This is a genomic window from Streptomyces griseoflavus (assembly GCF_014649995.1).
Lineage (GTDB): Bacteria > Actinomycetota > Actinomycetes > Streptomycetales > Streptomycetaceae > Streptomyces > Streptomyces griseoflavus.
In genome coordinates this window covers 132,453-153,700 of sequence record NZ_BMUC01000007.1, presented here as the reverse complement: position 1 = coordinate 153,700, position 21,248 = coordinate 132,453, and the positions used below count along the sequence as shown (strand labels likewise).

The 21,248-nt window shown below is 72.6% G+C and carries 17 protein-coding genes; 4 read left to right on the top strand and 13 right to left on the bottom strand.

The genetic code is table 11. The annotated features are described in order from the left end of the window. Nucleotides 1-292: 292 nt before the first annotated feature. From IE172_RS16590 to IE172_RS16575, 4 genes are all read right to left on the bottom strand, one after another. On the bottom strand, nucleotides 293-481 hold the full coding sequence (locus IE172_RS16590) for an acyl-CoA carboxylase subunit epsilon (protein WP_190098022.1): 189 nt from the start codon (nucleotides 479-481) through the stop codon (nucleotides 293-295). A 15-nt stretch (nucleotides 482-496) separates the two neighbouring features. Continuing rightward, the gene (locus IE172_RS16585; protein WP_190098021.1) at nucleotides 497-2,080 is read right to left on the bottom strand and encodes an acyl-CoA carboxylase subunit beta; all 1,584 of its coding nucleotides are present in this window, start codon (nucleotides 2,078-2,080) and stop codon (nucleotides 497-499) included. Nucleotides 2,081-2,234: 154 nt separating this feature from the next. Then, nucleotides 2,235-4,520, bottom strand: a complete 2,286-nt coding sequence (locus tag IE172_RS16580; protein ID WP_229886151.1) for a polysaccharide lyase 8 family protein — start codon at nucleotides 4,518-4,520, stop codon at nucleotides 2,235-2,237. 191 nt (nucleotides 4,521-4,711) lie between these two features. Beyond that, the gene (locus IE172_RS16575) at nucleotides 4,712-5,575 is read right to left on the bottom strand and encodes an SDR family NAD(P)-dependent oxidoreductase (RefSeq protein ID WP_190098019.1); all 864 of its coding nucleotides are present in this window, start codon (nucleotides 5,573-5,575) and stop codon (nucleotides 4,712-4,714) included. A 305-nt stretch (nucleotides 5,576-5,880) separates the two neighbouring features. On the opposite strand from IE172_RS16575, the gene hpnR reads away from it, so the two are divergent. From hpnR to IE172_RS16560, 3 genes are all read left to right on the top strand, one after another. Then, the gene (hpnR, locus tag IE172_RS16570) at nucleotides 5,881-7,380 is read left to right on the top strand and encodes a hopanoid C-3 methylase HpnR (protein WP_190098018.1); all 1,500 of its coding nucleotides are present in this window, start codon (nucleotides 5,881-5,883) and stop codon (nucleotides 7,378-7,380) included. A gap of 245 nt (nucleotides 7,381-7,625) precedes the next feature. Beyond that, complete coding sequence (locus IE172_RS16565; RefSeq protein WP_190098017.1) at nucleotides 7,626-8,231, top strand: YceI family protein; 606 nt, start codon at nucleotides 7,626-7,628, stop codon at nucleotides 8,229-8,231. A gap of 273 nt (nucleotides 8,232-8,504) precedes the next feature. Continuing rightward, nucleotides 8,505-8,747: a hypothetical protein gene (locus IE172_RS16560; protein WP_190098016.1), complete on the top strand. Its 243-nt coding sequence runs from the start codon at nucleotides 8,505-8,507 to the stop codon at nucleotides 8,745-8,747. A gap of 52 nt (nucleotides 8,748-8,799) precedes the next feature. Here the strand turns inward: IE172_RS16560 and IE172_RS16555 are convergent, their stop codons facing one another. The 9 genes from IE172_RS16555 to IE172_RS16520 all read right to left on the bottom strand — a co-directional run bounded on the left by IE172_RS16555 (nucleotide 8,800) and on the right by IE172_RS16520 (nucleotide 19,850). Further along, a complete protein-coding gene (locus tag IE172_RS16555) occupies nucleotides 8,800-10,146 on the bottom strand; it encodes a hypothetical protein (RefSeq protein WP_190098015.1) in 1,347 nt (448 codons plus the stop codon). A 90-nt stretch (nucleotides 10,147-10,236) separates the two neighbouring features. After that, nucleotides 10,237-11,841: a citramalate synthase gene (gene cimA / locus IE172_RS16550; RefSeq protein WP_190098014.1), complete on the bottom strand. Its 1,605-nt coding sequence runs from the start codon at nucleotides 11,839-11,841 to the stop codon at nucleotides 10,237-10,239. Nucleotides 11,842-12,145: 304 nt separating this feature from the next. Beyond that, nucleotides 12,146-13,423, bottom strand: a complete 1,278-nt coding sequence (locus IE172_RS16545) for a TolB family protein (protein WP_190098013.1) — start codon at nucleotides 13,421-13,423, stop codon at nucleotides 12,146-12,148. Between the two features lie 282 nt (nucleotides 13,424-13,705). Next, nucleotides 13,706-14,794, bottom strand: coding sequence for a branched-chain amino acid aminotransferase (locus IE172_RS16540; protein ID WP_190098012.1), 1,089 nt, complete (start codon nucleotides 14,792-14,794; stop codon nucleotides 13,706-13,708). Between the two features lie 252 nt (nucleotides 14,795-15,046). Beyond that, nucleotides 15,047-16,090 (bottom strand): 3-isopropylmalate dehydrogenase, encoded by a 1,044-nt coding sequence (locus tag IE172_RS16535; protein ID WP_190098011.1) that lies wholly within the window; start codon nucleotides 16,088-16,090, stop codon nucleotides 15,047-15,049. A gap of 66 nt (nucleotides 16,091-16,156) precedes the next feature. Continuing rightward, nucleotides 16,157-16,288 (bottom strand): hypothetical protein, encoded by a 132-nt coding sequence (locus tag IE172_RS35125; RefSeq protein ID WP_268253480.1) that lies wholly within the window; start codon nucleotides 16,286-16,288, stop codon nucleotides 16,157-16,159. A 265-nt stretch (nucleotides 16,289-16,553) separates the two neighbouring features. Beyond that, the gene (locus IE172_RS16530; protein ID WP_190098010.1) at nucleotides 16,554-17,090 is read right to left on the bottom strand and encodes a GNAT family N-acetyltransferase; all 537 of its coding nucleotides are present in this window, start codon (nucleotides 17,088-17,090) and stop codon (nucleotides 16,554-16,556) included. Between the two features lie 88 nt (nucleotides 17,091-17,178). Next, nucleotides 17,179-18,810: an L-glutamate gamma-semialdehyde dehydrogenase gene (pruA, locus tag IE172_RS16525; protein WP_190098009.1), complete on the bottom strand. Its 1,632-nt coding sequence runs from the start codon at nucleotides 18,808-18,810 to the stop codon at nucleotides 17,179-17,181. A 113-nt stretch (nucleotides 18,811-18,923) separates the two neighbouring features. Then, the gene (locus IE172_RS16520) at nucleotides 18,924-19,850 is read right to left on the bottom strand and encodes a proline dehydrogenase family protein (RefSeq protein ID WP_190098008.1); all 927 of its coding nucleotides are present in this window, start codon (nucleotides 19,848-19,850) and stop codon (nucleotides 18,924-18,926) included. 138 nt (nucleotides 19,851-19,988) lie between these two features. Between IE172_RS16520 and IE172_RS16515 the strand changes: the two genes are divergently transcribed. Then, entirely contained in the window at nucleotides 19,989-21,227 is a 1,239-nt protein-coding gene (locus IE172_RS16515) for a PucR family transcriptional regulator (protein WP_190098007.1), read from the top strand. Nucleotides 21,228-21,248 lie beyond the last annotated feature (21 nt).

Genomic DNA, 21,248 nt, shown 5'->3' with positions numbered 1-21,248 from the left:
TGGCCGCGCAGTTCCCCGTGCCGCTGCTGGTGGTGCGCCTGCGTCGGCGGCTGCCGCGGCCCGCGGGCAGTCGTGCCGCGCGGGCGGCACGGGTGGGTGCGGGCGAGTGGGGGCTGGTCGCGCAGTTCCCCGCGCCCCTGAGGGGGTTGGTCGCGCGTGTGCCCGTGTGCCTGAGGGGGTTGGTCGCGCGTTTGCCCGTGTGCTTGAGGGGGTTGGTCGCGCAGTTCTCGGTGTCCCTGAGGGGGTATGGGGAGAGGCCCCTCCCTTTTTGGGAGGGGCCTCTGGGGGTTGGTCAGCGCCAGCTGTGGGGGGCTCGGAAGCCGTTCTCGCGTTCCAGGCGGCGCCAGCCGGCCCGCGCGCGGCCCCGGTGCGCCGGAGCGGCCGGCGGCGTGGCGGCCCGCGCCAGCAGGATCGCCGTGATAGCGGCGACCTCCTCCGGCTCCGCGTGGCCCTTCTCGACACGGATGTCAGCTGTACTCATGGGCGTGCGTCTCCCTTACTGGGGCGGGTTGCCGTGCTTGCGGGACGGCAGGTCGGCGTGCTTGGACTGCAGCATCGCCAGCGAACGGATCAGCACCTCGCGGGTCTCGGCGGGGTCGATGACGTCGTCGACCAGACCCCGCTCGGCCGCGTAGTACGGGTGCATCAGCTCGGACTTGTACTCCTTGACCATGCGGGACCGCATCGCCTCGGGGTCCTCGGCCTCGGCGATCTGCCGGCGGAAGATGACGTTGGCCGCGCCCTCGGCGCCCATGACCGCGATCTCGTTGGTCGGCCAGGCGTAGGTGAGGTCGGCGCCGATGGACTGGGAGTCCATGACGATGTACGCGCCGCCGTACGCCTTGCGCAGGATGAGGGAGATCCGCGGCACGGTGGCGTTGCAGTAGGCGTAGAGCAGCTTCGCGCCGTGCCGGATGATGCCGCCGTGCTCCTGGTCCACGCCCGGGAGGAAGCCGGGGACGTCCAGGAAGGTGAGGATCGGGATGTTGAAGGCGTCGCACATCTGGACGAAGCGGGCGGCCTTCTCGGACGCCTCGATGTCCAGCACGCCCGCCAGCGACTGCGGCTGGTTGGCGACGATGCCGACGACCTGGCCGTCCATCCGGGCCAGCGCGCAGATGATGTTCCGCGCCCAGCGCTCGTGGACCTCCAGGTACTCGCCGTCGTCGACGATCTCCTCGATGACCTTGGCCATGTCGTAGGGCCGGTTGCCGTCGGCCGGCACCAGGTCCAGCAGGGCCTCGCCGCGGCGGTCGGCGGCGTCGGAGCTCTCCGCCCGCGGCGGGTTCTCCCGGTTGTTCTGCGGGAGCATCGACAACAGGTAGCGCACCTCGTGGATGCACGTCTCCTCGTCGTCGTAGGCGAAGTGGCAGACGCCGGAGGTCTCGGCGTGCACGTCGGCGCCGCCCAGGCCGTTCTGGGTGATCTCCTCGCCGGTGACCGCCTTGACCACGTCCGGGCCGGTGATGAACATCTGCGAGGTCTCGCGGACCATGAACACGAAGTCGGTGAGGGCGGGGCTGTAGGCCGCGCCGCCCGCGCACGGGCCGAGCATCACGCTGATCTGCGGGATGACACCGGAGGCCTTGGTGTTGCGCTGGAAGATGCCGCCGTACCCGGCGAGGGCGGAGACGCCCTCCTGGATGCGGGCGCCGGCGCCGTCGTTGAGCGAGACCAGGGGCGCACCCGCCGCGATGGCCATGTCCATGATCTTGTGGATCTTGGTGGCGTGGGCCTCGCCCAGCGCACCGCCGAAGATCCGGAAGTCGTGCGCGTAGACGAAGACCGTGCGGCCCTCGACCGTGCCCCAGCCGGTGATCACGCCGTCCGAGTACGGCTTCTTCTCCTCCAGACCGAAGCCCGTGGCCCGGTGCCGGCGCAGCTGCTCGACCTCGCGGAAGGACCCGGGGTCCAGCAGCAGTTCGATGCGCTCCCGCGCGGTCAGCTTGCCCTTGGCGTGCTGCGCCCGGGTCGCCTTCTCGCTCGGGCCGGCCAGTGCCTGGGCACGGATCTCGTGCAGTTCGGCCACGCGTCCGCGCGCGTCGGTCGGCTCACCCGGCGCCTCATCCAAAACGGTCATGTAGTGACCTTACGAAGCACACCGGCGAATGCGAGCCGTCGACTCCTCACAGTCTCCGGCGCGTTTTACTGGTACCACCTGACAGAACCATGGCGACACGCAGGCGTTCCGACTGTTCAGAGGGCTCCCGCCTTGTAGGGGTCGCACAAAGACGTCATCTGAGAGCCACCTCACATTCATGGGTGGCGCATGCCTCCCCCGGGGTGACGCGCAGCCGCAGCCGGGTACCGGTCGCCAGCACTGCCATGGAGTCAGGGGCCCTCAGCACCTTCCGCACCGGGTGGTCCCAGACGATCTCCACCGGTTCGCCCGTTCGGGTCGGCCCGCTCACGCAGAGCGTAGCGGTACGGCCGCGGCGGCGGAGCAGCACACTCGCGGCGGAGCCGGCGGTGAGCGGTCCCGCGGTGCCCGGCCGCCAGAAGTTGGCGGCGGTGAGGCCGAGGGAGGGGACGGTGACCGCCTGGCGGGCGGCGTCGTTGGCGAGGATCCGCAGCCAGTGCGGGTCGGCGGCGCGGCGGGCGACCTCGTGGCGGGGGGCGCCGGGCAGCAGGACGTAGGCGTAGGCGGCGTCGGCGGGGTCGGTGCCGTGGTCGAGCCAGAGGGTCTGCCAGCGTCGGGTGCGGCGCTCGGTGGTGCTCGTGGCGTTGATGTCGGACCAGGCTCCGGTGCGGTCCTCGCGCAGCGTGCGCAGGTGGCCGTCGAGGACGATCCACCCGCCGTGGCCCCGCAGATGGGCCCAGCGGGGGCCGCGGGTGAGGGCCGCGGTGCCGGACTCCCCCAGGTTGCGGTTGTCGACGACCGTCTCGACCGGGACGCCGTCGGAGCAGGTGATGCCGGCGCCCAGGCAGAGCACCGCGTCGGCGAGGCAGAACCAGGACGTGCGGGCGTCGAGGGTGGAGCCGAGGCCCTTGAGGTGCTGGCCGATCGCCGCGTACTCGCCGTCGGTGGTGCCGCCGACCCAGCGCACGCCGGGCTTCGGCGCGCCCCACTCGCCGCCGGCCCGGTCGGGCAGCCGCCGGGTGGAGACGGTGGTGCCGGGCAGGCGGTAGGGGTCGACGGTGGGCCAGAACCAGTCGGTGTACTGGTCGCCGAGACCGGGCGCCCACCAGGAGACCATCCCGGCGCCGGTGTGCCAGCCGCGCGGGTTCTCGCCGTTGCCGCACTCGTAGTGGGCGATCCTGTCACTGGCCATGGCGATGTTCAGGGTGAAGCCGGGGCGGCGGTGCACGGCGCGGTCCATCGCGGCGAAGAGCCGGTGCCCGACGGGTTCGGGGGCGGCGGGGAGTGGCGCGGCGGCGATCGCGTGCAGCCGGGCGAGGTCGGCGACGCCGTACTGACGGGAGGTCAGGAGCGGGTTGACGGTGTCCCGTTCGATCCAGCCCTTGACGCGCGCGTGCCACCGGTCGCGCTCCGCGCGGTGCGCGCCTTGGGCGAGGAGGGCGATGGCCGCGACGAGCTGCCCGCCGTGGAAGTGGTCGGAGCGCATGACGTGCCGGTCGTCGGACGCGAGGTACCCGCGGCTGACCGCGCGGCCGTTGACGGAGTCCATCACCAGGCCGTCGTGGACGAGCGGGGCGTAGGCGTGCTCGACGCCGTCCAGGACGGTGCGGAGCAGGGGGTCGGTGACCTCCCAGTCGGAGCCGGCGAGCAGGGCGAGGAGCCGTCCGAGTCCGTCGAGCAGCACCTGTCCGTACGTGCCCGAGTAGGCGACCCATGTGTGCTGCACGAACGAGCCGTCGGCGTAGAGGCCGTCGCCCTCGGTGACGTGCGGGAAGACCGGGGAGAGCGCGTCCCGTGCGAGGGCGATCCGCGCGGGGTCGCGGCCGAGGATGCCGCGCAGGGCCACTGAGCGGCACAGGTCGACGCGGTTGGCGCCGGTGGAGGTGCCGGAGTAGTCGGTGAGGGCGGACTCGGGCACGAAGTGGTCGACGGCCGCGCAGGCCGCGTCGATCCTGGCGGGACCGGCGTGGTCGTGGAGGGCGGCGAGGATGTCGGTGAGGTGGCGCGGGGTGCCGATCCGCCATTCCCACCAGTTGCCGTACGGAGTGACGGAGGGGTGGTAGGCGGTGGCGGAGAGGTGGTCGAGGCCGCGCAGGACGTCCGCGAGCAGTCCGGGGTCGTGGGTGAGGCCGGTGCCCGGCTGGACGTACGCCTGCGTCATGGTCCACAGCCGGCTGTGGCTGAGGGTGATGCCCGCGGGAGGGTCGAAGGGGTGCCCGGGCCAGAGGGCGCCGGGCGTGGGCGCCATCGTGTTCCTGAAGCGCCGGGCCCGTTCACCCGTCTCGGCCAGCCGGGAGGCGAAGGGCTCGGCGGCCGGGTCGTACCCGGTGCCGAGTGCGAGATCCAGCCAGCGGTGGCGGAGCGCGTCGTAGGCGTCCGGCGCGGGCGCCGGAGGGCCGCCGTCGCGCGGGGGCGGCGCCGAGACGCCGGCGGCGAGCAGGGTGCCCGCCGTCAGCAGCGCGCGCCTGGTGGGACCCGGCCGGAGCCGGCGGCGCCCAGGTGTCACGTGCGTGCCCTCCAGGGTGGGAACGCGGGGACCCTACCCGGGAAGGGACTCCGGGACGCGCGGGGCGGTGCGCCGTACGGGACACCGCCGGCGCCCCTGGAGCGCCGTGACGCCCGGCCCCCGGGTCAGCCGAAGCGGTCGAGGAGTCTGCGGTAGAGGCGGGGGGTGAGGGCGCGGACGCGTCCCGGGAGGGTGAGCCAGGTGGGCACGTAGGTGTCGTCGCGGGCGCGGGAGACGGCGTCCCACACGGCGGCCGCGACCCGGGCGGGTGGGGTGGGGCGGGGACGGGTGCGGTGGTAGGGCCTGCCGCGGCGGGCGAAGAAGGCCGTCTCGACGGGGCCGGGCACGACGAGGGTCACCCCGACGCCGGTACCGCGCAGTTCCTGGCGCAGCGCCTCGGCGAACGCGGCGAGTCCCGCCTTGGCGGCCGAGTACACCGCTTCCTCCCGTACGCCGACGGCACCGGCCACGGAGCCGACCAGCACCACCCGGCCCCGGCCGGCCGCGACCATCGCGGGCAGCACCTCCCGTACGAGGTGGAGCGTGGCGTTGAGGTCGAGGAAGATCACCCGGTCGATGTCGGTGTGCGGCATGGTCAGGAACGGGCCGGCCCAGCCGATGCCCGCCCCGGCGACCAGCACGTCGATCCGGCCGGTCGCCCGCAGCGCCGCCTCCGCGAGCAGCCGCGCCCCTTCCGGGGCGGCGAGGTCGGCGGGCAGGAGGACCGCGGAGGTGCCGGACGCCGTCTCCTCCAGCCGGCGCCGGTCGCGTCCGCTGAGCAGCAGCTGCCAGCCGCCGGCGGCGAAGCGCCGCGCGGTGGCCGCGCCGATGCCGGAGGAGGCGCCGGTGACGAGGACGACGCGCCGGTCGGCGCGCGGCGGCGGGCCGTGGCCGCGGGCCGCCGCGCGGGCGGAGGCGGCGGCCGGGGCGGCACCGCGATCCGGGTCCGCCGGCGGGTCGTAGGTGGAACCGGATCCGGTGGTGGTCACGAGTCGGTCTCCCAGGGCAGTCGCTGCGGTCCGCATCCAGGACACCCCCGGTACGGCGCACCGCGCCAGCGCTGGAGCCCGCCGGCCCGCTCCCGGGACGGCCCGGCGGGTGCGGGCCGTGTCCCCGGCGGCGGGCCTGGTGCCCGGCCCTCCGGGCCCGTGGGCACCGCGTCGCGGGACCACTCCTGCGGGCCGCCGGATACGGCCATCCGGGCGTACGGGGCCCCCGGCGCACGGTCCGCCGGGTTACGAAGGGAACACCGCTCCGTGTCCGGTCCCTCCGGCCCCCGTGACGAGGTCCCCCCATGCGTCTGCTGCTCGTCCATCCCAGCGCCCTGATGTACTCCGAGATCTTCCTCCGGCTGGAACCCCTGGGGCTGGAGCGGGTGGCGGGTGCCGCCCGGGAGGCGGGTCACGAGGTCCGGGTCGTCGACCTCCAGGTGCTCGGCGTGCGGAAGTTGCGCGACGAGGTGCGGTCCTTCCGGCCGGAGGCGCTCGGCATCTCCCTGAACTACCTGGCGAACATCCCCGAGGCGATCACGCTGGCCGAGCGGGTGAAGCGGGAGCTGCCGGACTGCTTCGTCTTCCTCGGCGGGCACAGCGTCTCCTTCGTCGCCGAGGAGGTCGTCGAGCAGGCGGGGGGCGCGGTCGACGCGGTGGTCCGCGGGGAGGGCGAGCCGGCCGTGGTGCCCCTGCTGGAGGCGGTGCGCGACGGCGGGGTGGAGGGCGTACCGGGCGTGGTCACGGCGTCCGGCCGCGGTCCGGCGCCGCTGATGCTGCACAGCATCGACGGACCGCTCCCCGCGCGGGACCTGATGCGCAACCGGCGCCGCTACTTCATCGGCGAACTCGATCCGTGCGCCTCGATCGAGTTCACCCGCGGCTGCCCCTGGGACTGCTCGTTCTGCTCGGCGTGGACGTTCTACGGCCGCAGTTACCGCAAGGCCTCGCCCGAGGCGGCGGCGGACGACCTGGCGAGGATCCGCGAACCGAACGTGTTCATCGTGGACGACGTGGCGTTCATCCGGCCGGAGCACGGGAACGCCATCGCCGCCGAGGTGGAACGGCGCGGCATCCGCAAGCAGTACTACCTGGAGACCCGCTCCGACGTCCTGCTGCGCCACCCCGAGGTGTTCGAGCGGTGGGCGCGGCTGGGGCTGCGCTACATGTTCCTCGGCATGGAGGCGATCGACGCCGAGGGGCTCGACCTGTACCGCAAGCGGGTGAGCCCCGACGAGAACCTGAAGGCGCTGGAGACGGCCCGCCGGCTGGGCATCCAGGTCGCCATCAACCTGATCGTGGACCCGGCGTGGGACGAGGAGCGCTTCCGGGCGGTCCGGGAGTTCGCGCTGGCCGTCCCGGAGATCGTGCACTTCACGGTGATGACGCCGTACCCGGGCACGGAGATCTGGCACACCGAGTCGCGCCGGCTCACCACCCGGGACTACCGCCTCTTCGACATCCAGCACGCGGTGGTGCCCACCGAGCTGCCGCTGGCGCGGTTCTACGAGGAGCTGGTGCGCACCCAGGCGGTCATCAACCGCAAGCATCTGGGGGTGCGCACGGCATTCGGCGCGGCGCGGGTGCTCGCGCGCAACCTGGCGCACGGGCAGACGAACTTCGCCCGGATGCTGTGGAAGTTCAACCAGGTGTACAACCCGCGCCGGCAGCTCGCCGATCACGCGCGGCCGGTGCGCCACGAGCTGCCGCTCCCGCAGCGTCTCGACGTCGGTGACCGCCGCAAGCTGTACGTGCACACGCGGGACGCCGGCCGGGACGCGGCGTCCCGCTCACCGCGGCAGTAGCCGGATCACGGCCGTGGGCGGACCGGGGCCGGACGTGTGCCCGGGGTGCTGCCGGGAACCCGGGCGCAGAGCGCGAGCGGCGCTGCCTCCGCCGTGGTCCGGTCTCGTCCCAGCCAGGTTTGCGCTGTTCGGGGGCTCATTCGGGACACCTTCCCCAAAGATGTTGAACTTTGAAGGGAATGGGTCTACGGTGGGTCCTGTTCAGTTAGTTGAACATTCAACGTGATCTCCCCGGGAGGAACACCATGGGCATCTTCAGCCGCAAGCACGACGACACCGCCTCCGCCGCCCCCGCCGCGGTGAACCCGGACCTGGCCGCCGTGACCGGCGAGTACGAGCTGGACCCGGCGCACACCACGATCGGTTTCGTCGCCCGGCACGCGATGGTCACCAACGTCAAGGGCAGCTTCCAGGACTTCACCGGCACGCTGCACCTCGACGGATCCGACCCGTCCAGGTCGACGGCCACCATCGACGTGGTGATGGACAGCATCGAGACCGGCAACGCCGACCGTGACGGCCACCTGAAGAGCTCGGACTTCTTCAAGACGGACGAGTTCCCGACGATGACCTTCCGCACCACCAAGGCGGAGGCCCTCGGCGGCGACGACTACCGCATCACCGGTGACCTGACCGTCCTCGGCACCACCAAGCCGCTCACCATCGACCTCGAGTTCAACGGCGCCGCGACCGACCCGTTCGGCAACCAGCGCGTCGGTTTCGAGGGCAAGGCGGAGATCCTGCGCTCCGAGTGGGGCCTGACCTGGAACGCGGCGCTGGAGACGGGCGGCGTCCTGGTCTCCGACAAGATCAAGCTGAACTTCGACATCTCGGCGATCCGCAAGGCCTGACGCCGGCCCGGCGCCCCGCGGGGCGCCACCCATCCCTGAGCGCGCCCGCCCAGCCCCGTACGGGGAGGGCGGGCGCTCGGCGTCCGCATGGTTCCGGTCGGTCCGCGCGCCCCCGTGCGGGCAGGCCGGTGCGGCATCATGACGGGCATGACCGTCACCGACGCCGCACACCCACGGGACCGGATCGCCGTCGTGGAGTACGAGAACCTGCCGGGCCGCCCCGGCCCGTGGGCCGCGCTGCGCGCTTGACTGCGTGAGCGGGGCGTCGACTGGATGCCGTTCACCCCGGAGGAGCTGGGCCTGGACCACGCGTGCGGCCGGGACGCGGGCGGACGGTGGCGTGGGTGGATCACCGTGACGGTCGATGCCGGGGCACTGCGCCGGCTGGGGCTGGACCCCGCCCGGACCGGTACGGCCCCGGGTGCCCCGGGCGACGGCTCGTCGCCACCGGCGTGGTGGCACGCCGCCGGGGAGCGGTACGCGGTGCAGCGCGGATGGCCCCGGCAGGAGCGGTGACCGGCGTCTTCCGCCCGCCCGGCCGTGTGCCGGCAGCGCCGGGGACCCGCCGTCAGAAACCGCCGCCGAAGTCCCCGCCGCCCCCGAAGTCCCCGCCGCCGAAGCCGCCGCCGAAATCGCCGCCGAAGTCACCGCCGTCGAAGTCGGCCCCGGAGACGTCTCCCCCTCCGTAGCCGCCGAAGTCGCCGTATCCGGCGCCGTAGTCGGCCGCGTAGCCGGGTCCGGCCATCATGCCGCCGAGCATGGTGCCGACGAGCAGGCCCGGCAGGAGACCGCCGCCGAAGTAGCCGCCCGCCCAGGGGCCGTAGGCGGGGCCCGCCTCCCAGTAGGGGCGCCGGCCGTACTCGGTGTCGACCTCACGGACGGCGGGATCGGCGCCGTCGGCGAGCCGCGCCCGGTCGGCCGCGCACACCGGGACCTCGCGCTCGGCGCCGCCCGGGGGCGTCCAGGTGGCGTCGGCGACCGAGGGGCCGTGCCGCGGGTCGAAGAAGCAGGGCGGCCGGCGCTCGGGCAGCGCGCGCCCGTCGCGGCGGGCGTCGAGCCGGGCCAGGGCGAAGCGGCCGTCCTCCACGGCCTGGGTGACCGCGCGCACGTCCTCCGGTTTCCGGGCCGCGGCCATGTACGTCTTGGACTGCTCGTAGGCGTCCAGGGCGTGTGCGTAGTCCGTGCGCATGGCGTCGTCCGCGCCGGGCTCGCCCGGGTGGAAGTCGAGCCGGTCGAGTTCCTCGCCGAACGCGGTGATGTCCTCGTCGACCACCACCCGCAGCTTCTCCAGCGCGGCCCGCTGCTCCTCCTGGTGACGGCGCCGGTTGCGGCGGGTCACGGCGTACACGCCCGCGCCGCCGGCCGCCAGCAGCGCACCGACGGTGATCAGTCCGCCGACGGGGACCTCGCCGGCCCCGTCGTTCCAGGAGCCCGGGGCACCGCCGCCGGTGTTGCGCAGCGCGCTGTCGACGAAGTCGTTCAGCTGGGCCTTGGCGTCCCCGGCGCCCTGCACGGACGTGACGAGGTTGCGCACGCCCTGCCGGCTCAGCACGCTGCTGTCGGCGCGGGCGTCGAACTGGCCGCCGAGCCGGACACCGTACAGACCGGTCACGCCGGTCTCGGTGCGCAGGTTCCCGAAGAGGTTCTTCGTCGGGTAGTCCGCGGGGAGGACCGCGATGAAGATCGGTTTGTCGGCGTCCTCGATCTTGGCGGCGAGCGCCTCGGCGTCGGACGGCGCGAGGATGTCCCGCGCCTCGGGATCGACGTAGACGGGACTCTCCCGGAGCTTCTCGGCGACCACCGAGATGTCCGTGGCCGCCTGCGCCCCCGGCGCACCGGCCATCAGGACCGCCAGAGCGGCGGCCACCGGCACGAGCAGCAGGCGTACGAGAGTACGCGTCAGCGCGACCTTCATACCTACGAAGTTACCCGAACGGCCTAAAAAAGACATTCGGCCCGGCAGGGGCCGCGGTGGCGCGTCCCCGCCGGGCCGGACGAGCGGTTGCTACGCGGCCGGTTCCACGCCCGCCCGCAGCAGGCCGTACGTGTACGCGTCCTCCAGCGCCTGCCAGGACGCGGCGATGACGTTGTCCGCGACGCCCACCGTCGACCACTCCCCCGTCCCGTCGGAGGTGGAGATGAGGACCCGGGTCGTCGACTGCGTGCCGTGCTTGCCCTCGAGGATGCGGACCTTGTAGTCGACCAGTTCGAGCTTGGCCAGCTGGGGGTAGATCCGCTCCAGGGCGACCCGCAGGGCGCGGTCCAGCGCGTTGACCGGGCCGTTGCCCTCCGCGGTGGCGACGATCCGCTCGCTCTTGGCCCACAGCTTGACGGTGGCCTCGTTGGCGTGGCTGCCGTCGGGGCGGTCCTCGACGATCGCGCGCCAGGACTCGACCTCGAAGTACTTCAGCGGGCCGCCCTCGGCCTCCGCCCTGAGCAGCAGTTCGAAGGAGGCGTCGGCGGCCTCGTACGTGTAGCCCTTGAGCTCGCGCTCCTTGACCCGCTCCACGACCCGGCCGACCAGTTCCCGGTCGCCGCCGAGGTCGATGCCGAGTTCCCTGCCCTTGAGCTCGATGGAGGCGCGGCCGGCCATGTCGGAGACCAGCATCCGCATGGTGTTGCCGACCTGCTCGGGGTCGATGTGCTGGTACAGGTCCGGATCGACCTTGATCGCGGAGGCGTGCAGGCCCGCCTTGTGCGCGAAGGCGGAGACCCCGACGTACGGCTGGTGGGTGGAGGGGGTGAGGTTGACGACCTCGGCGATGGCGTGCGAGATCCGGGTCATCTCGCGCAGGCGGCCGTCCGGGAGGACCTTCTTGCCGTACTTCAGCTCCAGGGCCGCGACCACGGGGAACAGGTTGGCGTTGCCGACCCGCTCCCCGTAGCCGTTGGCGGTGCACTGGACGTGGGTGGCGCCGGCGTCGACGGCCGCGAGGGTGTTGGCGACCGCGCAGCCGGTGTCGTCCTGGGCGTGGATGCCGAGCCGGGCACCGGTGTCGGCCAGCACGGTGGCGACCACGGCCTGGATCTGGGCGGGGAGCATGCCGCCGTTGGTGTCGCACAGGACGACGACGTCCGCTCCCGCCTCGGAGGCGGTACGGACGACCGACTTGGCGTACCCGGGGTTGGCGCGGTAGCCGTCGAAGAAGTGCTCGCAGTCGACGAAGACGCGGCGGCCCTGCGCCGTGAGGTGGGCCACCGTGTCGCGGACCATCGCCAGGTTCTCGTCGAGGGTGGTGCGCAGGGCGAGCTCGACATGGCGGTCGTGGGACTTGGCGACCAGCGTGATCACCTCGGCGCCGGAGTCGAGCAGCGCCTTGACCTGCGGGTCCTGGTCCGCGGTGGTGCCGGCGCGGCGGGTGGCGCCGAAGGCGACCAGCGTCGCGTGCCGGAACTCGATCTCCTGCCGGGCGCGGGCGAAGAACTCGGTGTCCCGGGGGTTCGCACCGGGCCAGCCGCCCTCGATGAAGCCCACGCCGAACTCGTCCAGGTGCCGTGCGATGGCCAGCTTGTCGGCGACGGTGAGGTTGATGCCCTCACGCTGGGCGCCGTCGCGCAGGGTGGTGTCGAAGACGTGGAACGAGTCGTCGGGCTCGCTGGTTGCGGTCATGGTCTGAAGGCTCCTGATTTTGATCTCGGTCTACCGGAATGACCGGTTCCACCGTTCTCCCATGGTCCCTCACGCCCGCTCCCCGGCTGCGGTTGGGCCAGGAAACAGAAAAACCCCTCGCGGGTGCGAGAGGTCTGCGCGCGGGTCGAGGACGACGGTGTCCGCCCGTACGGTGTGGTACGTGGCGGTCACTGCGGACCGGCGCGCCTGCTGCCAATAATCGTGGCGAACGAGAGCACGGGGGCAGTCTGGCACGATCCGCCCCCGTGCTCACGATCCGTCTCAGGATGCGGGCGGTGGGTGGTCAGCGCGGGCGGCGGACGAAGCCGTCGTGGTGGCCGTTGGTGTCGCCCGGGACGAGGTGCGCGGACGCGCTGCCGAGGCCGATCCGCCGGGCGCCCGCACCCAGCCAGGTGACCGTCACCGCGGCGTCCGTCACGGGCCCGGAGGCGACGGACTCGCTGATCAGCCGGGTACGGCCGGTGCGCAGGTCCCGCAGGTAGACGTTGGACGGCCCAAGACGTCCGTCGGCGAGACGCGGCTGCGCCCGGTAGGCGAGGTACCGTCCGTCCGGGCCGAGCAGGGGCTCCTGGGGCCGGTGCTCGCCGGCCGGGCCGGCGTCGACGCGCCGGGTGACGTCGCCGCGCAGGTCGCGGACGTACACATGGGTGTCGTCCCCCGGCTCCTCGCCCGGGACCAGGTCGTCCCCCCAGTACTGGAAGGCGATGGTCCGGCCGTCGGCGGAGAGCGAGGCGGGCACGGCGTACCGCTGGGCCGGGGAGCCGTCCGCCCGGACGTTGACCTGCTCCTCGGTGCCGGTGCGGCGGTCGTGCACCCAGGTGGCGCCGTGGGAACTGCGCGGCACCGTCTGGGAGTACGCCACGAAGCGGCCGTCGGCGCTGATGTCCTGCAGCAGCGCCTGGTCGGTCGGTCGGTTGCGGTTGCTGACCCGCTCCACCGTGCCGGTACGCCGGTCGAGGACGTACACGGCGCCGAAGAGGTCGCCGGGGCCCGTCTCCATGCGGTCGGCCTTGGCGCTGAAGGCGATGTGGCGGGCGTCCGCCGACATCACGGCGCCGCCCGCGTAGGCGGACCCGCCGTCGAGACCGACACTGATCCGCTCGGTACGGCCGGTGCGGCGGTCGTGCAGGTAGATGTCGTGGACACCGGTGTCCGCCGGCGGGTTGTCCCAGTGCACCAGGTTCCGGGCCCGGGAACGGAACAGGACGTGCCGGCCGTCGGCACTGATGTCCAGCATGGTCGAGTCACCGTCGGCCTGCGTGCCGTCCGGGCCCACGTCGACCCGCTCCACGGTCCCCTCGCGCAGGTCGCGCACGAAGACGTCGGTGACGCCGTTGGTGTCGCCGGGCACCAGGTCGGACGCCTCCGCGCTGAAGGCCGCGAACCGGCCGTCGGCGCTCAGCCGGGGTCCGTACGCGGCACCGTCACCCTGCTCGCCCGTCGCCGACAGGGTGACCCGCTCGGTGCCCGGCCCGGCCGCCGGTGCCGCCGGGGCCGCCGACAGGGCGACCATCGCCCCCGCGATCACCGCGACGGACGTCCCCCGTAAGGCTCTGCGCATGACTCCCCCACTTCCCCGTGCCCCCGTCGTCCCCGTGGACGCTGTTCCCCCGGCCCCGCGCCGAGGGCTTCCACGAGCCAATCGCACCTGCGGCCGGAGGGTCAATCCGCCATTCCGAGTACAACCCGGGCGGGGCTTCAGGTGTCCGCGAGGTGTGCCGCGGTGGTGGGGAACCCGGTCACCCCGGGGGCGGGTACGGGCACGAGGGCGCGCCCGGTGGGTGGGCACGGGCGGCCGGCCGCGCCCGGAGGCAGGGCCCCCGGGCGCGGCCGGACCGGCGTCCTACGCCAGCTTGTGCATCCAGCCGTGCTTGTCCTCGGCCGTGCCGCGCTGGATGTCGAGCAGCGCCTGCCGCAGGCGGACGGTGACCTCGCCCGGCTCGCCGCCGCTCTGCTGCCACTCCGCGCCGACCCGCTTCACCGTGCCGACCGGCGTGATGACGGCCGCCGTGCCGCAGGCGAAGACCTCGGTGAGGCTGCCGTTCTCCGAGTCGCGCTGCCACTGCTCGGCGGTCACCCGCTCCTCGACGGCCTCGTAGCCGAGGTCGCGGGCGACCGCGAGGAGGGAGTCACGGGTGACGCCCTCCAGGATGGAGCCGGTGAGGGCGGGGGTGACGATCTTGTCGCCGTAGACGAAGTACAGGTTCATGCCACCGAGTTCCTCGACCCACTTGTGCTCCACGGCGTCGAGGTAGCAGACCTGGTCGCAGCCCTTGGCGGCCGCCTCGGCCTGGGCGAGCAGGGAGGCCGCGTAGTTGCCGCCGGTCTTGGCGTCGCCCATGCCGCCGGGAACGGCGCGGACGCGGTCCTCGGAGACCCAGATGGAGACCGGCTTGACGCCGCCCGGGAAGTAGGCGCCGGCCGGGGAGGCGATGACCAGGAACAGGTACTCGTTGGCGGGCTTCACGCCCAGCCCGACCTCGGTCGCGATCATGAACGGACGCAGGTAGAGGGACTCCTCGCCGCCGTGCGCCGGCACCCACGCCTTGTCCTGGGCGACGAGGGCGTCGCACGCCTCGATGAAGGTCTCGACCGGCAGCTCCGGCATGGCCAGGCGCCGGGCGGAGCGCTGGAAGCGTTCGGCGTTCTTCTCGGGGCGGAACGTGGCGACCGAGCCGTCGGGCCGGCGGTACGCCTTGAGGCCCTCGAAGATCTCCTGCGCGTAGTGCAGGACGGTGGTCGCCGGGTCGAGGGAGAGAGGCGCGTACGGGACGAGCTGGCCGTCGTGCCAGCCGCGGCCCTCGGTCCACTTGATCGTCACCATGTGGTCGGTGAAGTGGCGGCCGAAACCGGGGGCGGCCAGGATCGCCTCGCGCTCCGCGTCGGAGAGCGGGTGGGCCGAGGGCTTGAGCTCGATCGTGGGCGTCGTCATGAGTGGGTGTCCTTCACCGGTTGTAGTGACGGGCCGCGCACACGCCCTGACGGCCGGTGGCCAGTACGGTGGCGTCCGGGCATTCCCTCATTCCGCGGCTCCGCGTTCGATTATCGCCCGGAGGCGACGGCGGACGAAACAGGGTGTTTGCGGCCCGGTGGTCGATGGTGGCACCCGGCGGGGGACAGGCGAAAGCCGCCGGGTGCGGATGCGACCCGGCGGCTTCGAGTGGTGTCGAGGATGCGCGCCGGGTCAGCCGGCTACTCGCGCGGCGAGGGCGTCGCCGATCTCCGAGGTGGTGCGGGCGGGCAGGGCGCCGCGCTCCGCGAGGTCGGCGGAGACGGCGTCCTCGATGCGGGCGGCCTCGGCGTCGTGACCGAGGTGGCGCAGGAGGAGGGCGACGGACAGGACCGTGGCGCTGGGGTCGGCCTTGCCCTGGCCGGCGATGTCCGGGGCCGAGCCGTGCACGGGCTCGAACATGGACGGGAACGCGCCGGAGGGGTTGATGTTCCCGCTGGCGGCGACGCCGATGCCGCCGGAGACGGCCGCGGCGAGGTCGGTGATGATGTCACCGAAGAGGTTGTCGGTGACGATGACGTCGAACCGGGCCGGGTCGGTGACCAGGTAGATCGTCGCGGCGTCGACGTGGATGTAGTCGGTGGTGACCTCGGGGTAATCCTCGGCCACCCTGTTGAAGACGTTCGTCCACAGGTGGCCGGCGAAGGTCAGCACGTTGTTCTTGTGGACCAGGGTGAGCTTCTTGCGCGGGCGGGCCTGGGCGCGGGCGAAGGCGTCGCGGACCACGCGCTCGACACCGAAGGCGGTGTTGACCGAGACCTCGGTGGCGACCTCGTGCTCGGTGCCCTTGCGGATGGTGCCGCCGTTGCCCGTGTAGGGGCCCTCGGTGCCCTCGCGGACCACGACGAAGTCGATCTCGGGCTGGCCGGCGAGCGGAGTGGCCACACCGGGCAGGAGCCTGCTGGGCCGCAGGTTGACGTGGTGGTCGAAGGCGAAGCGGAGCTTGAGCAGGAAGCCGCGCTCGAGGACGCCGGAGGGGACCGACGGGTCGCCGATGGCGCCGAGCAGGATGGCGTCGTGCCGCTTCAGCTCGTCGAGGTCGGCGTCGGTGAGGGTCTCACCGGTGGCGTGGTAGCGCTGGGCGCCGAAGTCGTAGTCCTTGGTCTCCAGCTTCACATCCTGCGGAAGGACGGCGGAGAGGACCTTCAGGCCTTCGGTCACGACCTCCTGGCCGATGCCGTCACCGGGGATCACTGCGAGATTGATGCTGCGAGACATGCGGGCACCCTACTCCTCGTCCCACGGGATGACATGGGGCGTCCGGCATACGGACGCCCGGGCGTGTCAGTGGCCGGTGGAGCCGCCGTTGTCCCGGCGGTCGAGGGCGCGCTGGAGGGCGGCGGCGGCGTTCTTGCGGTCGGACTCGCTGGTGCGGGAGGCGTGGCGGACGCGGCGGCGCAGGGTCGTCTCGGCCATGGGTGATCGACTCCTTCGATACATGCGGGCGGGAGTGCGCGGAGGGTTGCGAGACGCCGGAAGGGGCGGGGAGCCGGGGACCGCAGGGGTGACCTGCACAAGGGTCCGGCTCACGACCGCCATTCGCTGGATCGAGCGAGACGTTCGGCTCCTACAAAAGTAGAGGCGTGCCGGGCGTCTGTCTGCACGAATACTTGGGCTTCCTACTATCTGAGACGGTGGACTGCGTCACACCCGCCTGACCTGCGCTTTCTCCCCGTCGGACTCAGAGGACGTCCCCGTCCCGCCAGTCGAAGACCAGTTCGCCGGTGAGGTCGGCGGGCGCCGGCCAGACATAGGTGGAGCCCTCCTCGTCCGGCAGCCGGACGACTCCGTCGGGGCCGAGCCCGCAGATCCGCCCCTCCCAGGCCCGCCAGCCTCGGGCCGCGTACAGGGCCGCTCCCTCGTCGCTCGCGGACAGCGCGCCGAGGTCGTAGGCGCGGGTGACGACGCCCTCCAGGGCGGCCATGACCGCGCCGCCGAGCCCTTGTCGCCGTACGTCGGGACGGACGGCGACCCCCTCGACGTACCCGGTGCGCAGCCAGTGCCTCCCGTACCGCACCCTTCGCATCACCACCGCGCCGTGGGCGGCGAGCCCGTGCCCGTCCCGGATGAGGGCGTGGACGCCGCCCAGGGTGTGGTCCCAGTCCTCGTCGCCGAAGTCGCCGTCGAACGCGTGGAACAACAGGGAGCGCACGGAGGTCAGTTCGTGGGGAGCGAGTTCCCAGGTGTGGGCGGTGCGGACGTCCGCGGCGGTGGTCATCCGCCCAGTATCGGGGCGGCCGGACCCGGGGGAGCACGAACGGGCCAGGTCGGGGGGTGACCTGGCCCGTTCGCGATCGGGGTGGGCGTCAGCCCATGTGCGGGTACGTGTAGTCGGTCGGCGGGACCAGGGTCTCCTTGATGGCGCGGGTCAGCGTCCAGCGCATCAGGTTCTGCGGCGCGCCGGCCTTGTCGTTGGTGCCGGAGGCACGGCCGCCGCCGAAGGGCTGCTGGCCGACGACGGCGCCCGTCGACTTGTCGTTGATGTAGAAGTTGCCGGCCGCGTAGCGCAGCTTGTCCATCGTGTACGCCGCGGCGGCGCGGTCGTTCGCGATGACGGAGCCGGTCAGGGCGTAGTCCGACACCGACTCCATCTGGGTCAGCATCTCGTCGTACTTCTCGTCGTCGTAGACGTGCACGGCGAGGATCGGGCCGAAGTACTCGGTGCGGAACACCTCGTTCTCCGGGTCGTCGCACTCGATGACCGTCGGGCGGACGAAGTAGCCGACCGAGTCGTCGTAGGAGCCGCCCGCGACGATCGTGCAGGACGGGTCCTCCCCGGCGCGGTCGATCGCGGCCTTGTTCTTGGCGAAGGAGCGCTCGTCGATGACGGCGCCGATGAAGTTCGACAGGTCGGTGACGTCACCCATGGAGAGGTGGTCGACCTCGGCGGCGAACTCCTCCTTGAAGCCGTCGTTCCAGATCGACGCGGGAATGTACCCGCGGGAGGTCGCGCTGCACTTCTGGCCCTGGTACTCGAAGGCGCCGCGGGTAAGGGCGGTCTTGAGGATCGCGCGGTCGGCGCTCGGGTGGGCGACGAGGAAGTCCTTGCCGCCGGTCTCGCCGACCAGACGCGGGTAGGTCCGGTACTTCTCGATGTTGTTGCCGACCGTCTTCCACAGGTGCTGAAAGGTCTTGGTCGAGCCGGTGAAGTGGATGCCGGCCAGGTCCCGGTGCTCCAGGGCGACCTCGGAGACGGCGAGACCGTCGCCGGTGACCAGGTTGATGACACCCTTGGGCAGGCCGGCCTCCTCCAGGAGGGCCATGAGCAGCACGGCGGCGTGGGTCTGGGTGGGCGACGGCTTCCAGACCACCACGTTGCCCATCAGCGCGGGCGCGGTGGGCAGGTTGGCCGCGATGGCGCTGAAGTTGAACGGGGTGATCGCGTAGACGAAGCCCTCCAGCGGGCGGTGGTCCATGCGGTTCCACACACCCGGGGAGTTGGCCGGGGGCTGCTCGGCGAGGATGCCGCGCGCGTAGTGGACGTTGAAGCGCCAGAAGTCGACCAGCTCACAGGGGCTGTCGATCTCGGCCTGCTGGGCGGTCTTGGACTGGCCGAGCATGGTGGAGGCGGCGATGGTCTCGCGCCAGGGGCCCGCCAGCAGCTCGGCGGCGCGCAGGATGATCGCGGCGCGGTCGTCGAAGGACATCGCGCGCCACGCGGGAGCGGCGGCCAGGGCCGCGTCGATGGCGTCCTGGGCGTCCTGCCGGGTGGCGTTGGCGTACGTGCCCAGGCGGGCCTTGTGGTTGTGCGGCTGCACGACGTCGAAGCGCTCGCCGCCGCCCATGCGCTTCTCGCCGCCGATGGTGCAGGGCAGGTCGACCGGGTTGTCGGCCAGCTCCTTGAGCTTGGCCTCCAGCCGGGCACGCTCGGGCGTACCGGGGGCGTAGCCGTGCACCGGCTCGTTGACGGGGGTGGGGACCTGGGTCACAGCGTCCATGGGTTCCGTAACTCCTTGTCTGAGCGGTGTGGTGTCAGCCCGTGTGGGTGACCGGGTTCCGGGCGGGGAGCCGGAGGTCACCCGGCTGCTCCGTGAGACGGCGCGTACGCGCGTCAGTCATGGCTGATCATGCTCCGCAGGAAGAAGCCCAGGTTCGCGGGCTTCTCGGCCAGGCGGCGCATGAAGTAGCCGTACCAGTCGGTGCCGTAGGCCGTGTAGACGCGCATGCGGTGGCCCTCGGCGGCCAGTCGCAGGTGCTCGTCGCCGCGGATGCCGTAGAGCATCTGGAACTCGTACTCGTCGAGCTTTCGTCCGGCGGTGCGGGCCAGCTCCTGGGCGATGGAGATCAGGCGCGGGTCGTGCGACCCGATCATCGGGTAGCCGTCACCCTCCATCAGGGTGCGCAGGATCCGCACGTACGCCTTGTCGATCTCGTGCTTCTGCTGGAGCGCGACCTCGGCGGGCTCCTTGTAGGCGCCCTTCACCAACCGTACGCGACTGCCGGCGGCGGCGAGGCGGCGCGCGTCCTCCTCGGTGCGGAAGAGGTAGGCCTGGATGACGCAACCCGTCTGCGGGAAGTCCTTCCGCAGCTCCTCGTGGATGGCGAACATCGAGTCGAGGGTGGTGTGGTCCTCGGCGTCGAGGGTGACCGTGGTGCCGGCCTCCGCGGCGGCCTCGACGACCGGGCGGACGTTGGCGAGCGCCAGCTCGTGGCCGCCGGGGAGCGCCTGGCCGAACATCGACAGCTTCACCGACATCTCGGCGCGGGTACCGAGCTCCAGCGGCCCGAGCCGGCCGATCAGCTCCAGGTACGCGTCGCGCGCGGCGGCGGCCTGCTCGGGGGTGGTGATGTCCTCGCCGACGACGTCCATGGTGAGTTCGAGGCCGTTGCCGGTGAGCTCCCGGACGATGGGCAGGATCTCGTCGACGGTCTCACCGGGGATGAACCGGTCCACGACCTGTTTGGTCACCGGGGCCGCCGAGATCAGGCGTCGCATCCGGTCGCTGCGCGACGCGGCGAGAATCACGGGACCCAGCACGGGGCACCTCCACAAGCTGCGAGAGGCCGTCACCCGACGGTTCGGGTACGACACGGAGAACCACCGTGAAACCTACGGATGCCCCCGATCGTCGGCCATCGACAGCTGTCACGCATCCCTGCCGCATATCTCAGACAGATGTATGAACCGGTCGGCAGTGTGCGGCAGAATGCCCGGGTGACGTCGGAACACAGGGACGACTACCAGGAGCTGGTGGACGAGATCTCGGAGCTGCTGGGCGCTCCGGCGACCCTGGAGAACCGCGACTTCGAACTGATCGCGTTCGGGGCCTACGACAGCGAGGGCGACCTCGACCCGTCCGTACTGGACCCGGTGCGCACCCGCTCGATCCTGACCCGCCGCTCGACGGCCGCCGTCCGCGCCTGGTTCGAGGGCTTCGGCATCACGCGCGCGACCGGCCCGGTGCGCATCCCGCGCACCCCGGAGGCGGGCGTGCACCGCGGGCGCGTCTGCCTCCCGGTGCGCCACCGGGGTGTCGTCCTCGGCTACGTCTGGCTGCTCGACTACGACCCGGGGCCCTCCGAGCAGCAGCTGGACGCGGCCATGCGGGTGACGGCGCGGATCGGCGCGCTGCTCGCGGACGAGGCGCAGCACGGCGCCGACCTCACGCGCGAGCTGCGGGCGGTGCTGACGGCGGAGCGGGACTGGCAGCGGGAGATGGCGGTGGCCGAACTGCGCACCGCCCTCGGCCACCGCGCCGACGGCCCGCACACGGTGGTCTGTGTCGCGCCCTGGCCGTCCGCCGGACCCGAGGACGCCCCCTCGGTGCGTACGGTGCCGGGGGCGACGGCCCTGTGCACCCTGCCGTGGGCGCGTGCAGGGGGCTCCCCCGGGGACGGCCAGTCGCTGGCCCTGCTGCTGCGGCTGCGCTCGTCGGACGTACTGGCCCCGGCGACGACGGCGGCCTCACGGCTGCTGGAGCGGGCGGGAAGCCGGGGCGGGCCCCCGGTGGCCGCGGGGATCGCCGCTCCCCGCGCGGGCCTCGCCGACCTGGGCACGGCGTGGGAGGAGGCGTCGGCGTCGGCGCGGGCCGTGCTGGCCGAACCCCGGCTCGGGCCCGTCGCCCAGTGGGCGTCGATCGGACCGTTCCGCCTGCTGACCGCACTGCCCCCGGTGGCCGCCCGCGATCCCGCCGTCAGCCCTCTGCTCTCCCCCGCCCAGGCCGAACTGGCCCGCACCGCGGAGGTGTACCTGGACCGTGCGGGCCAGGCCGGCCGTGCGGCGGCCGAACTGGGCATCCACCGCCAGACCCTGTACTACCGCCTGTCCCGGATCGAGAAGCTCACGGGCCTGGACCTCGACGACGGCGAGGACCGTCTGCTGCTCCACATGGCGCTCAAGGCCGCGCGACTGTAGCGGCGCAGCGCAGCGCGCACA